Annotated in this window: 11 protein-coding genes; 2 read left to right on the top strand and 9 right to left on the bottom strand. The window is 63.8% G+C overall.

The window, feature by feature from the left end; all coding sequences use genetic code 11:
- Window positions 1-52: 52 nt before the first annotated feature.
- Both NBH21_RS15775 and NBH21_RS15780 read left to right on the top strand, forming a co-directional pair.
- Window positions 53-976, top strand: coding sequence for a phosphotransferase family protein (locus tag NBH21_RS15775; protein ID WP_250915205.1), 924 nt, complete (start codon window positions 53-55; stop codon window positions 974-976).
- Window positions 973-3414, top strand: coding sequence for a GcvT family protein (locus NBH21_RS15780; protein ID WP_250915206.1), 2442 nt, complete (start codon window positions 973-975; stop codon window positions 3412-3414). Before NBH21_RS15775 ends, NBH21_RS15780 begins: the two co-directional genes overlap by 4 nt.
- Before the next feature lie 258 nt (window positions 3415-3672).
- On the opposite strand, the gene NBH21_RS15785 is transcribed toward NBH21_RS15780, so the two are convergent.
- The 9 genes from NBH21_RS15785 to NBH21_RS15825 form a co-directional block, all read right to left on the bottom strand.
- A complete protein-coding gene (locus tag NBH21_RS15785) occupies window positions 3673-5067 on the bottom strand; it encodes an amidase (RefSeq protein WP_250915207.1) in 1395 nt (464 codons plus the stop codon).
- A 41-nt stretch (window positions 5068-5108) separates the two neighbouring features.
- Complete coding sequence (locus NBH21_RS15790) at window positions 5109-6110, bottom strand: ABC transporter ATP-binding protein (RefSeq protein ID WP_250915208.1); 1002 nt, start codon at window positions 6108-6110, stop codon at window positions 5109-5111.
- Entirely contained in the window at window positions 6107-7090 is a 984-nt protein-coding gene (locus NBH21_RS15795; protein ID WP_250915209.1) for an ABC transporter ATP-binding protein, read from the bottom strand. The genes NBH21_RS15790 and NBH21_RS15795 overlap by 4 nt, the downstream gene beginning before the upstream one ends.
- The gene (locus NBH21_RS15800; protein WP_250915210.1) at window positions 7087-7947 is read right to left on the bottom strand and encodes an ABC transporter permease; all 861 of its coding nucleotides are present in this window, start codon (window positions 7945-7947) and stop codon (window positions 7087-7089) included. Before NBH21_RS15800 ends, NBH21_RS15795 begins: the two co-directional genes overlap by 4 nt.
- Entirely contained in the window at window positions 7944-8894 is a 951-nt protein-coding gene (locus NBH21_RS15805; RefSeq protein WP_250915211.1) for an ABC transporter permease, read from the bottom strand. The genes NBH21_RS15800 and NBH21_RS15805 overlap by 4 nt, the downstream gene beginning before the upstream one ends.
- Before the next feature lie 223 nt (window positions 8895-9117).
- A complete protein-coding gene (locus tag NBH21_RS15810; protein WP_250915212.1) occupies window positions 9118-10653 on the bottom strand; it encodes an ABC transporter substrate-binding protein in 1536 nt (511 codons plus the stop codon).
- A 128-nt stretch (window positions 10654-10781) separates the two neighbouring features.
- A complete protein-coding gene (locus NBH21_RS15815) occupies window positions 10782-11717 on the bottom strand; it encodes a LysR family transcriptional regulator (protein WP_250915213.1) in 936 nt (311 codons plus the stop codon).
- A gap of 118 nt (window positions 11718-11835) precedes the next feature.
- Window positions 11836-12132 carry a DUF982 domain-containing protein gene (locus tag NBH21_RS15820; RefSeq protein WP_250915214.1) on the bottom strand — a complete coding sequence of 99 codons (297 nt, stop codon included), beginning with the start codon at window positions 12130-12132 and terminating at the stop codon, window positions 11836-11838.
- A gap of 81 nt (window positions 12133-12213) precedes the next feature.
- On the bottom strand, window positions 12214-13071 hold the full coding sequence (locus tag NBH21_RS15825) for a PfkB family carbohydrate kinase (protein ID WP_250915215.1): 858 nt from the start codon (window positions 13069-13071) through the stop codon (window positions 12214-12216).
- Window positions 13072-13118 lie beyond the last annotated feature (47 nt).

Raw genomic sequence — 13118 nt, forward strand, 5'->3', positions numbered from 1 at the left:
CCGTACCACTGCCTTCCCATGGCCCCTGCCTGTTTTCGGGCAGGGTGTTGCGATGAACGGGTCTGCGATATCTGAATTCGTCATCCCGAAAGCAACGGAAGAACGCATCCGGGCCTTGCCCTGCTGGAACGGCATTGTCGAGATTTCGCGGTTAAAGGGCGGTATCAGTAACGAGAGCTATGTTGTGCGGGATGTCCGTGGCCCGCACGTCGTGCGGTTCGGCAGCGACTACCCGTTTCATCACGTCTACAGGGATCGCGAACTCATGACTGCGCAAGCCGCGCAGGCCGCCGGCTTCGGTCCTGACATCCAATATGCCGAGCCGGGCGTGATGGTGACCGGGCTCATCCACGGCAAGACGTTTACCGCTGAAGACGTGATTGCCGAGCGGGAGCGCGTTGCCCGGATGCTCAGGGCCTTTCATGAGACCATGCCGCGCTTCGTGTGGGGAGCGGCCTTCCTGTTCTGGCCGTTCCACGTCATTCGCGATTACGCCTACACGCTGGAAAAGGGAAAAAGCCGCATGACGGCTGAACTGCCCGGCTATCTGTCGATTGCCGACGAACTCGAAAAAGCGCAATCGCCGCTGCCGATCGTCTTTGGTCACAACGATCTCCTGCCCGCCAACATCATGGATGACGGCGAGCGCCTGTGGCTGATCGATTACGAATATGCCGGCTTCTCGACGGCGATGTTCGATCTTGCCGGGGTGACCTCGAATGCGGGGTTTTCGGCCGAGCAGTCGGAAGAATTTCTCGCCGCCTATCTCGGGACAACACCCGACCCCGCAATCCGCCGTTCGCTCGCCGCCATGCAATGCGCATCGCTGCTGCGCGAGGCGATGTGGAGCATGGTGTCGGAACTGCATCTGACCGCGCCCGGCGCGGATTACGTTGCCTACACCACTGAAAATCTCGAGCGGCTTGCCGCTACCCTCGACCACTATCGTACCCTCTACGGAAAGACGTCTCCATGACCATGCTTCCTTCCCATGCCCAGATCGTCGTCATTGGCGGCGGCATCATCGGCTGTTCGACCGCCTATCATCTCGCCCGAGACCACAAGGCGGATGTGGTGCTTTTGGAGCAGGGCACGTTGACCTCCGGTTCCACCTGGCATGCGGCAGGCCTCGTCGGCCAGTTGCGTTCCTCGGCCTCCATCACCCGCGTGCTGAAATACTCGGTCGAGCTCTACAAGGGTCTGGAGGCCGAGACCGGGCTTGCGACCGGCTGGAAGATGACCGGCTGCCTGCGGCTTGCGACCAATCAGGACCGCTGGACGGAGTTCCGCCGTCTTGCCACGACCGCCGGCAGCTTCGGCATGGAGATGCATCTGGTCTCGCCGGAAGAGGTCAAGCGGATGTGGCCGCTGATGAATGTCGACGATCTCGTCGGCGCAAGCTGGCTACCGACGGACGGCCAGGCGAGCCCCTCCGACATTACCCAATCGCTCGCCAGGGGTGCGCGCATGCATGGCGCGAAGATCGTCGAGAACGTCCGGGTAACGGGCTTCGACATGAAGGACGGCCGCATTGTCGCGGTGAAGACGACGCTCGGCGACATCGCCTGCGAGAAGGTCGTGAACTGTGCCGGACAATGGGCGCGTCAGGTCGGCGCCATGGCCGGCATCAACGTGCCGCTACAGCCGGTCAAGCACCAGTATATCATCACCGAGAAGATCGACGGCCTTGCCACCGATGCGCCGACGATCCGCGATCCGGATCGCCGCACCTATTTCAAGGAGGAGGTCGGCGGACTGGTGATGGGCGGCTACGAGCCCAATCCGCAACCCTGGACGACCGGCGACGTGCCGGACGAATGGGCCTTCCGCCTGTTCGACGACGATTTCGATCATTTCGAGCAGCACATGGTGCAGGCCATCGAGCGCATCCCGGCGCTGGAAAAGGCCGGCGTCAAGCAGATGATTAACGGCCCCGAGAGCTTTACTCCCGATGGAAACTTCATTCTCGGCGTCGCGCCGGAATGCTCCAACATGTTTGTCGGCGCGGGCTTCAATGCCTTCGGCATCGCTTCCGGCGGCGGTGCGGGCTGGGTGCTTGCCCAGTGGGTCGTGGATGGCGAAGCGCCGCTCGATCTCTGGGTTGTCGATATCCGCCGCTTCTCCGGCATGCATCGTGACCGTCAATGGGTGCTTGACCGCACGCTCGAGGCCTATGGCAAGCACTACACCGTCGCCTTCCCGCATGAGGAATATGAAAGCGGCCGGCCGCGGCTGACCTCGCCCCTCTACGAGCGGCTGAAGGCCCATGGCGCGGTATTCGGCTCCAAGCTCGGCTGGGAACGGCCGAACTGGTTTGCCCCTCCGGGCACGGAGGGGCGGGACGTCTATTCGATGGGCCGGCAGAACTGGTTCGATGCGGTCGGTGTCGAGCACGCCCACGTGCGCGAGGCCGTCGGCATCTTCGACCAGTCCTCCTTCGCCAAATACGAAGTGTCCGGTCCCGATGCCTTGAAAGTCCTGGACCACATCTGCGCCAACGACGTCACAAAACCGGTCGGTCGCCTGACTTATACCCAGCTTCTCAACACGCGTGGTGGCATCGAGGCGGACCTGACGGTCGCCCGGTTCGGCGAAGACAGGTTCTATATCGTCACCGGAACCGGCTTCCGTACACACGATTTCGGCTGGATCGCCGACCATGTTCCGGCAGGCGCGAATCTGGATATGAGCGATGTCACCGAGGACTGGGGCACGCTGTCGCTGATGGGGCCGAGGGCGCGGGACGTGCTGGCCGCCGTGACGGACGCGGATGTTTCAAACGCGGCATTCCCCTTCGGCCATGCGCGGGAAATCGTCATTGCCGGAAGTACGGTGCGAGCCCTGCGCATCACCTATGTCGGCGAACTTGGCTGGGAGCTGCATGTGCCCATCGGTGCGATCGGCGAGGTCTTCGATGCCCTGATGGCGGCGGGACAGCCGTTCGGTGTCAAGCCGGTCGGCTATCGGGCACTGGAATCGCTTAGGCTGGAAAAGGGCTATCGCGCCTGGGGCTCCGACATCACGCCCAACGATACGCCACTCGAAGCCGGGCTCGGTTTTGCCGTGAAACTTAAGCGTAATGCCGATTTCCTCGGCCGCTCCGCGCTTGAGGCGGTTGCCGGCGAACCGTTGAAGAAGCGGTTGATGGGGTTCACTGCCGGCTCCGATGTCGTCCTGCTCGGTCGCGAGACGATCCTGCGCAACGGCGAGCCGGTCGGCTATCTCACCAGCGGCGGCTATGGCTACACGCTCGGCAAGGCAATCGGCTACGGCTATGTCCGCAATTCGGAAGGTGTCAGTGACGACTACCTGACGAGCGGTTCCTACGAACTCGTCGTTGCCATGGAAAAGGTCCCCGCCGAAATCCATCTCGGGCCGATGTTCGATCCCGGCATGGAGCGGATCAAGGCCTGAGCGGTCGAGGTAGACGAACCTTGTCCTCACGGATGTGTCGGCCGCGCTTGCCCCTCATCCGGCTGCCGCCACCTTCTCCCCGCAGGCTGGGTGAAGGGATGTGCCGTACCGTTCCGTTCACCTCTGCCGCTTTGCATAAGAGATACGCCTTATCGCGTGTCGTCATGACGCGAGGTATCCGGTTCGTTCCTTCTCCCCGTTTACGGGGAGAAGGTGCCGGCAGGCGGATGAGGGGCTGACAGCCCCGAATCCTCAGCCTCAAGCCACCGGCGGCTTCGGCCAGTTGGCAATACCGCCGGTCCAGGTTTCGAACAGTTTCGACAGCTTCAGCACGCGCATGTCGTCGAAGCGGGGACCGACGATCTGCAGGCCGATGGGCATGCCCGTTTTCGAAAAGCCGCAGTTGATCGAGGCCGCCGGCTGTTCGGACATGTTCCATGGAACGGTGAAGGCGATATGCTCGAAGGGCTTTTCCGGATCGTTGGTGGGAGAGGCCCAGTCCGCCGGATAGGAGACGATCGGATTGGTCGGCGAGAGCACCGCATCGACGGTGGTGAAGAGCCTGCCGCAGGTCTTGCGCATCTCGATGGTCTGACCGAAGCCCTGCACCGCCTCGACGCCGGAGACATCCGCCCCCTTTTCGGCCCACTGGTAGATATAGGGCAGGATCTTGGCTCGACGTTCGGCGCTGAGGTTGCGGATATCGCCCCAGAACTTGGCCCGCCAGAAATTGTCGAGACCGTCGAGCATCTGGCGCGTCAGGACCGGTTCGACCTCGAAGACGGTCGCGCCTGCGTCCTCGAAGCGCTTCGCCGCGGCGAGCACCGCGTCGCGGATTTCGATATCGACCGCAAGGCCGCAGCCGGCGTCCAGCATGACGCCGATCTTCATGCCGCGCACATCGATGTCGTGGTCCATCCAGTCGAAATCATTGGGCGGCAGGCTGGTGCCGTCGCGCCAGTCGGGGCGCGAAAGCGTCGCCATCGAGAAGGCTGCATCATCGACGCATCGTGTCATCGGGCCGGCGCAGCGGCCGACATAATAGGGATCGACCGGAATGCGCCCGTGGCTGGGCTTGAAGCCGAAGAGGCCGGTCCAGCCGGCGGGCAGCCGCACCGATCCGCCGATATCCGTGCCGATATGCAAGGGGCCGTAACCCGCAGCACCGGCAGAAGCCGCGCCCGCGCTCGATCCGCCGGGGTTCTGCGTCAGGTCCCAGGGGTTGCGCGAGAGCGGGTGAAAGCTCGACAGGCCGGAGGAGAGCATGCCGTAGTCGGGGCAGGTGGTCTTGGCGAAGATCACCGCGCCGTCTTCCTTCATGCGCGCGGCAATCGGCGCGTCTTCCTCGGCGGGGAGAAGCTCGACCGCGGCGGTGCCGAGCGGAACGGGCTGCCCCTTGGTGGCGATCAGTTCCTTCAGCGAGACCGGGATGCCGTCGAGGGGGCCGAGTGGCTCATCCCGCAGCCAGCGTTCGGTGGAGGCCTTGGCCTGTTCGCGCGCGCCCTGCGGGTCATAGGCGTAAAGCGCCGCCACATGCGGTTCGAAGGCCTCGATGCGGGCTTCGACCGCCAGCCAGTATTCATAGGGCGAAAGGGTTTTCGCGCGGTATCCGGCGACAAGGTCCTTGATGGTGAAATCGAGTAAGTCAGTCATTGCGGCTTATGCCTTCTGCTTCAAAAATTCGTTTTGTGGCGTCAGTTTCCGTTTCCGGCCATATCTTCCGCGCCCATGTCTTCCGCACGATGACAGGCGGCTTGCCGTCCCGGCGCGATCATGCGCAGTTCCGGCCGCTCTGCGGCGCATCGGGCTATGGCCAGCGGACAGCGGTTGCGAAAGGCGCAGCCGCCGGCATCGGCAGAAGAGGGCGGCGGGGGCGAACGCTCGGAGGCTGCCGGCCGGCCGAAACGCTCGATGCTCGGCTCGGCCTCGGCCAGGACCCTCGTATAGGGATGAAATGGCCGTTCGAAGACATGATGCGCCGGCCCTGTCTCCACCAGCCGGCCGCGATACATGACGCCGACCCGGTCGGCGATGCAGTCGACCACGGCGAGGTTGTGGGTGATGAACAGGAAGCTCACGCCGCGCTTCTCGCGCAGGTCCATCAGCAGGTTGAGCACCTGCGCCTGCACCGAGAGGTCGAGTGCCGAGACCGCCTCGTCGGCGATAACCAGCTTCGGCTCGGTGATAAGGGCACGGGCAATCGCGATGCGCTGGCGCTGGCCGCCGGAGAATTCGTGCGGATAACGCCCGGCATGGGCCGCCTGCAGCCCCACGCTTTCCAGCATGTCGGCGACCTTCTCGCGGATTTCCGCGCGGCTGGGCCGTCTCGCCAGGACATGCAGCGGTTCGGCGACGATGCGCTCGACCTTCTGGCGCGGATCGAGCGAGCCGAACGGGTCCTGAAACACCATCTGGAAATTCTCGCGCTTGCGCATGAGATCTTTCGGGCGAAGCGAGAACAGGTCGTCGCCATCGAAGAGCACATGGCCCGATGTCGGCCTGTCGAGCGCCGCCACCAGCCGGGCAAGCGTCGATTTCCCGCAACCGCTCTCGCCGACAATGCCGACGATCTCGCCGCCATCGACGGTGAGAGACACCTCGTCCAGCGCCCGTGTGCTGTGCGACGCGCCGACCAGCGAATGGCTGACATAGTCGCGGGAGAGAACGCGGATATCGAGGAGGGGAGACTTGCTCATCGGTTTCCTTCCTCCATCGCCCGGATGCAGCGGACGCCGCGGTTGTTATCGAAGTGGGTCCAGCCCGGTTCGGCAGTATGACAGGCGTCGATGCGCTCGGGACAGCGGTCGGAGAAGACGCAGCCGGCGGGCAGTCTGTTGAATCCGGGCACTGTGCCGCGAATGGTCTGGAGGCGACCGCCATCGGCCACTCTTTTCGGAATGGCCCGGATCAGTCCGCGGGTATAGGGATTGCGCGGCTCGGTCAGCACCTCGCGGGTGCCGCCTTCCTCCATCCGGCGGCCGGCATACATGACGATGGTGCGCCGGCACATGCGGGCGATGACGCCGAGGTCGTGGCTGACGAGGATCAGCGCCATGCCGTGTTCACGGGCGAGATCGTCGAGAATGTCGAGCACTTCCGCCTGCACGGTGACATCGAGAGCCGTGGTGGGTTCGTCGGCGATCATCAGCGCGGGTTTGAGCGCAAGCGCGATGGCGATGCCGACCCTCTGGCGCTGTCCGCCGGACATCTCGTGCGGATAGGTCTTTGCCCGCCGCGCCGCATCGGGTATGCGCACCTGGTCGAGCAGGTCGACGGCCTGTCTGCGGGCATCGCGCCACGACATGCCCCGGTGCCAGACAAGGCCCTCGGCGATCTGGTCGCCGATGGTCATGGCCGGGTTGAGCGCGGTCATCGGCTCCTGAAAGATCATGCCGATCCGGTTGCCCCTGATGTGGCAGAGGCGGTCTTCCGATGCCGTCAGCAGGTTTTCGCCCTCGAAGGCGATGGTCCCGGTCGCTTCCGCAACACCCGGCAGAAGGCCCATGATGGCGAGCGACAGGAGCGACTTGCCCGAGCCGCTTTCGCCGACCACGCCAAGGCTTTCGCCGGCCTCAAGGTCGAAGGCGATATCCGTCACGATGGGGGTCAGGCTGCCATCGGTCATGCGGATGGAAATGGCGAGATCCCGGACGGAAAGCAGTGGAGCCGTTGTCATGAACGCCCCTTTTCGCGAGGGTCGAGAAGATCCCGCAATCCGTCGCCCAGCATGTTGAAGCCGAAGACGGAGAGCGCGATCGCCAGGCCCGGCATGATGGCAAGCCAGGGAGCGGTGGCGAGATAGGTCTGGGCGTCCGCCAGCATGCGGCCCCAGGTCGGGGCCGGCGGCGGCATGCCGAGGCCGAGGAAGCTCAGGCCCGCTTCGGTCAGGATCGCAAGGCCGAGCTGGATCGTCACCTGCACGATGATCTGGTTGGCGATGTTGGGCAGAACATGCTCCACGGTGATGAGAAAGCCGCCCTTGCCGGCCCCGCGGGCGGCGAGCACATAGTCGCGCGACCAGATCTGCAGGGCGGCACCCGCGGTCACGCGGGCGAAGACCGGAACCATGAAGACGGCAATCGCGATGATGGCGGTAAACCGCCCGGTGCCGATCAGCGCGCCGAGCATCATGGCGGAGAGTATCGGCGGCACGGCGAAGATGACGTCGCTGACGCGCATCACGAAGGCTTCCGTCAAACCGCGCCGGGCGGCGGCGAAAACGCCGAGGAGGGTGCCGAACGAAGCGCCGATGGCGACGGCCGCGGCCGAGGTCGACAGAGAGTTCCACGCGCCGACCATCAGCATCGAGGCGATGTCGCGGCCGAACTGGTCGGTGCCGAGGAGGCCGTGAACGAGCGGGGCTTTCAGCTTGTGGACGATCTGCATCTTCGCCGGCGGCAGGGGCGTCCAGACCAGCGAGACGAGGGCGATGGCCACGAGAGACAAGATGATCGCGGCCCCGATCGCAAGGTTCGGGCGGCGAAAGGCGAGCCAGGGGCGGGTACGCCCGGTTGCAGGCGTGGCGGCGTTCATCGGCTGCGCCCCCTCAGTCTAGGGTCGAGCAGCAGGTAGGAAAGATCGACCAGGAAATTCATTGTGATGACCAGTGCCGCGAAGAACAGGACCACATCCTGCAACACGATGATGTCCTGCTGGGAGAGCGCCTGAAGCGCCAGCCGTCCGAGCCCCGGCAGGTTGAAGACATTCTCTATCAGCACGGCGCCGGCGATCAGGAAGGTGAATTGCAGGCCGAGAATGGTGGCGACCGGCACCAGCGCGTTGCGCACGGCATGGCGCCAGAGTGCGGCGCGGCGGGAGAGGCCCTTGGCGCGCGCCGTGCGGACGAAATCCTCGTTCAGCACTTCCAGCACCGAGGAGCGGGTGACGCGGGTCAGCACGCCCGCCTGTTGCAGCGCCAGCGCCACGGCCGGCAGGAGAAGCGCTTCGAGAGCGGCAATGATGCCCGCCTGCCAGCCGGGAAAACCGCCGGCCGGGAGCCAGCCGAGGCTCATCGAGAAGGCGAGGATTAGCAGCAGCGCCACCCAGAAACCCGGAACGGCGATGAAAAGCTGGGAAACGAAGCCGCCGGCGTAATCGACCGCGGAATTGCGCCGGCTGGCGGAAACCACGCCGAGCGGAATGGCGATCGCCATCGAAATCAGGATCGCCATCAGCGCTAGCGGCAGCGTCACGGCGAGCCTTTCCCCGATCAGGTCGGCGACAGGAACGCCATAGGTGTAGGATTTTCCCAGATCGCCTGTCGCCACGCCGGCCAGCCATTGCAGGTAGCGGATGACGAGCGGCTGGTCGAGGCCGAGTTCATGGCGCAGCGCTGCCAATGTGTCGGGACTTGCCGACATGCCCAGCATGATCGAGGCGGGATCTCCGGGCAGGATATCCATGACGACAAAGATCAGGGCCGAAACGGCAAGCAGCGTCAGGGCGAGACCGGCGATGCGTCGGGCGAGAAGTGTCAGCATGGGAGAGTGCTCCCGTCATACTGTCTTCCAATTTTTACGTCCCGCCTGTCTGGCCAACGACATGGCGACGCCGTCCGATCCGCCGCGGATCGATGTGCACGACGATCAACACGCGCGATCTCCCCCCTTGAGGGGGAGATGCCCGGCAGGGCAGAGGGGGGTAGCATACTCATGGCCTGTCTCGTCATAAGCCCGAGGATTGGAGAACGGTGAGCTTCATTACTCACTCTTCCCAATAAACCTCGGTCAGCACGTTGGACGGGATCGGTTCGTTTTCCCAGAGACCCTTCAGCTTCCTGTCCCATATGCCGAGCTTCGGCATGACGAAGAGGAAGAGCGCGGGAACATCGTCGGCAAGGATCTTCTGGGCTTCGCCGTAGAGCTTGTCCTGCTCGACGGTATCGGAGGTCGCCTCGACCTTCTTCAGGATGTCGTTGAAGGCCGGGTTCTTGTAGTTGAAGTAGTACGGATCGCGAGCATAGATATCGATGTCCATCGGCTCGGCATGGGCGACGATGGTCATGTCATAGTCGCGACCCTTCAGCACGTCCTGCACCCATTTGGCCGGGAATTCGGTCGGCTCGATGTTCATCGTCACGCCGATCTCGGCGAACATGGCCTGCATCACCTGGGCGCTGCGCGGGGCATAAGCCATCTGCGGCGTCTTGATGGTGAAGCTGAAGCCGTTCGGATAGCCGGCCTCGGCCAGCAGCGCCTTGGCCTTTTCCGGATCGTAAGGGTAGGTGCCGGTGAGATCCACATAGCCGCGGTCGTTCGGCGTGTAGTGGCTGCCGATCGGCGTGCCGTAGCCGGACCAGGCGCCCTCGACGATGACGGAACGGTCGAGCGCCATCATCAGCGCCTGACGCACGCGCTTGTCGTCGAACGGCTTGCGGGCGTTGTTCATGCCGGCCACGACCTTTAGTTCGGTGTTGCCGATCACGGTTGCAAGCTTTGCGTCGTCCTTGAAGGTCTCCACCAGTTCGGGGGCGCCGAATTCCGGGAAGGCATCGACATCGCCGGATTTCAGCGCGGCGGCCTGTGCCTGCGGATCGGAGATAAAGCGGAAGGTGACCTTGTCCAGCTTCACTGCGACGTCCTTGTTCCAGTAGTCCGGATTGGCCGCGAGTTCGACCTTGTCGCCCTTGGCCCAGTTGACGAACTTGAACGGGCCGGTGCCGATGGGCGTGGTCTTGTCGTCGGCGGCGCTCTTGGTGCCGACGATGGAAGACGACGGCCAGCCGAGCCAGTAGAGCAGGCTTCCGGCCGGCTCCTTTAGCTTCAGGACAAGCGTTGCGGCATCGGGGGTCTCGATGGTGTCGATGGCAGCGAAGAAACGCTTCTGCGGATTGACGCTGTCGGCGCCGCGGGCGCGTTCCAGCGAAGCCTTGGCGACGGAGGAATCGAAAGCTTCGCCGTCGTGGAACTTCACGCCTTCGGCAAGGTGAAAGGTGTAGGTCAGTCCGTCGGCGGAAATGTCCCAGCTGGTGGCGAGCTGCGGCTGCACCTTGCCGTCGCGGTCGATGGTAACGAGACCCTCGAAAATGTTCTGCCATGTCACCTGGCCGATGGCGACGGGGGCTGCGATCGTCGGGTCGAGGCCGGTCGGCTCGATGGTCATGCCGAGCGTCAGGTCCTTCTGTGCCGCAAAGGCGGAGCCGGAAAATACGATGGCCGCCGTGGCGGCAAGGCCGAGGGCGAAGCTACGGAGGGTTTTCCGTTTGTTGTCGACCCTCACGGCAAGCAAGGCATTGGTCATGAAATTCCCCTGTTCCTGGCGCTCGTTTTGTTTCGGCAGCTCAGCCGATGGCGCGGTGCAAAAAATACTGGCATCTCGTTGGCGCGCACACAATGCGGTTTTTTGTGTTCTCCGTGTATCGAAAATCGCTACACTCCCTCTTGTTTCGTAGAGGCGCCCGCCGCACGGGGCATGACCTCGCGCATGAAGCGGTCTATGGCGTCGAGCAGCTTGGTCGCGGCAAAGGAAAGCTGACGATCCGAGGCGATGCAAAGCTCGATCGGCGTCCGAATGCCCCTGTTGCCGGCGATCGGGATCGCCACAAGCTGTCCGGCACGGCATTCGCGCAGCACGGTCAGTGCCGGCAACAGGGTGACGGCAGCACCCCGCAGCACCAGCTCCTTCTGCATTTCCAGCGAACTGGTGACGAAGACCGGGTCGAGCGTGACGCCGGCCGATTTGAACAGCGCGTCGAAGGCGAGCCGCGCGCCGAAGGAGCGGTCCGGCACCGCGAGCGGATAGGCGGCGAGTTGCGGAACCGTCAGCTCGGCATGGCCTGCCGCCGGATGACCGGCGGCGGCGATGACATCGTAGACGATCTCGGCGCGCAGGCGCACCTTCGTCCCGGGTTCGGGTTCGGAAAATAGCGTGACGGCGATGTCGGCCTCGGCATTGGCGACCGCTTCGATGGCCGCGCGCGCGGAAGCGATGGTCACGGAGAAGCGGATTTTCGGGAATTTCAGGCTGAAATCGGCGAGCGCCGGTGCGAGCAGGTTGGCGACGGTGGCGCCGCTTGCGAAGATGTTGACGTGGCCGCGCTTCAGCCCCTCCAGATCGTCGATCAGCTGGCGGACGTGATCCAGTTCCCTCAGCGTCTTGCCGGCGCGGGCGGCCAGCAGTTCGCCGGCGGATGTCAGGCGTACCCCCCGGCTCGATCGCTCGATGAGCGGTGTGCCGAAATAATGTTCGAGATGGTCGATCTGGCGGGCAAGCGCCGTGGGCTGGATGTTGAGCTTGTCGGCGGCGGCGCGGATCGAGCGGGCGCGCACCAGTTCATCGAAATAGATCAGAGCCCGGATCTGCATGTCAGGATTTGTCGCCCTCGTTTCCACTGGCGGCTTGGTATTCGCCGCCAGTGGAATTGGTAGGGGCTCGTTCGCGTGGAGACAAGTCCCGGTTCCGGTCCCGATTACGGGCCGGGCGTCAGGCGTGCGGCTTCATGGGGCGATCGTTTCCGGTTTCCGGCAAGGCGCTTTCATCCAGCAGACCCGCCTTGCGGGCTGCTTCGATAAAGGTCTTGCGGGCAATGTCGGCCGCCTTGTCCGTTTCGAGCGCCATGCCGCACCAGCGTCTGGCGCGTTGATAGGCGGCTCCATGGCGGACAGGCCATTCCTCCTCCAGGAAATAGAGAGCGTCGCAGGCTTCCTTGAAGCTTCTCGTCAGGCCGCATTGCAGTTTCAGTTCGACGGGTTCGTTCCAGGTGGGCGTTGTGTAGGTCATCGCATACTCCATTGCGAAAGCCCGAACACCCGAGACCGGACAAGGTTCCATCGAAACGGAAAAATTTCTGAAGCCGTTTCCTCAGGGTGTGCTTTCGGTCTCGGCAGTCGCCACATCGCGGTTGCGCAGCCAGTCCGCGGTTCTTTCGCAGGCGGATGCGGCGGCATCGGTGATCGGCATGCCGTTCAGGAGTTCATGCAGGACCGCACCGCTGAAGCTGTCGCCCGCGCCGATGGTGTCGGCGGTCACGACTTTCTCATGCACGCCGATGCGGGTTTGGCTGCGACCGTCATAAACGCAGATTTCATTCGGGCCGTCGGTCAGCATCAGGTCTTTCAGCCGGCCGCCGGCGATTGCGCAGGCCTCCTGCCAGATGTCGGTAAGGCTTAGGCCCGGAAAATCGGCTCTGGAGCCGACCATGATATTGGCAGGCCGTGGCGTCGGGTTCCGCAGCGGAAATTGCGAAACGACCAGCGCTGCCTTGTCGAGCGAAGCGATGACGGTGTCCGCAAGCTGCATGCCGTTGACGTAGAAGGCTTTCGCCTGAAGCGGCCGGTCCAACGTGAAGTTGCGGGCGATGCGCTTGGTGCTGCCGAGGATAGTCCGCTCGCCGGCCGGATCGAGGAAGATCTCCGCGAATTCCGTCTCACCGTCGCGCATCGTGATATGACCGGTGCTGAAGCCCGCTTTCTGAAGCTCTTCGAGCGCCTTTCGACCATGCTCGTCATCGACAAGGGAGGAGACAAGCTCGACGTTGCGGCCAAGCGCAAGCAGCATGCTGCCGGTGTAATAACCGCCTCCGCCGAGCCGCACATTGCGGTCGATCCAGGCGATGCGGCCGCCGGGGCGGAGCGGTTCCTTCAGGCGCCAGACGCGGTCATGGTTGATGTGACCGATGACGACGACCGCATCATGGCCGACTGGTGTTTCTGGCTGCATGGTGAACGTGTTTCCCTGCCCGTTTCTGTCTTGATGGCGGTTTTTGT

This window comes from Ciceribacter sichuanensis, assembly GCF_024055605.1.
Classification (GTDB): Bacteria; Pseudomonadota; Alphaproteobacteria; order Rhizobiales; family Rhizobiaceae; genus Allorhizobium; species Allorhizobium sichuanense.

Bases quoted from the DNA above. Each gene is read 5' to 3' on its own strand.
- NBH21_RS15820 (WP_250915214.1), bottom strand. From the start codon at position 12,132: ATGACCTACACAACGCCCACCTGGAACGAACCCGTCGAACTGAAACTG.
- NBH21_RS15780 (WP_250915206.1), top strand. From the start codon at position 973: ATGACCATGCTTCCTTCCCATGCCCAGATCGTCGTCATTGGCGGCGGC.
- NBH21_RS15810 (WP_250915212.1), bottom strand. From the start codon at position 10,653: ATGACCAATGCCTTGCTTGCCGTGAGGGTCGACAACAAACGGAAAACC.
- NBH21_RS15775 (WP_250915205.1), top strand. From the start codon at position 53: ATGAACGGGTCTGCGATATCTGAATTCGTCATCCCGAAAGCAACGGAA.
- NBH21_RS15795 (WP_250915209.1), bottom strand. From the start codon at position 7,090: ATGACAACGGCTCCACTGCTTTCCGTCCGGGATCTCGCCATTTCCATC.
- NBH21_RS15815 (WP_250915213.1), bottom strand. From the start codon at position 11,717: ATGCAGATCCGGGCTCTGATCTATTTCGATGAACTGGTGCGCGCCCGC.
- NBH21_RS15785 (WP_250915207.1), bottom strand. From the start codon at position 5,067: ATGACTGACTTACTCGATTTCACCATCAAGGACCTTGTCGCCGGATAC.
- NBH21_RS15800 (WP_250915210.1), bottom strand. From the start codon at position 7,947: ATGAACGCCGCCACGCCTGCAACCGGGCGTACCCGCCCCTGGCTCGCC.
- NBH21_RS15825 (WP_250915215.1), bottom strand. From the start codon at position 13,071: ATGCAGCCAGAAACACCAGTCGGCCATGATGCGGTCGTCGTCATCGGT.
- NBH21_RS15790 (WP_250915208.1), bottom strand. From the start codon at position 6,110: ATGAGCAAGTCTCCCCTCCTCGATATCCGCGTTCTCTCCCGCGACTAT.
- NBH21_RS15805 (WP_250915211.1), bottom strand. From the start codon at position 8,894: ATGCTGACACTTCTCGCCCGACGCATCGCCGGTCTCGCCCTGACGCTG.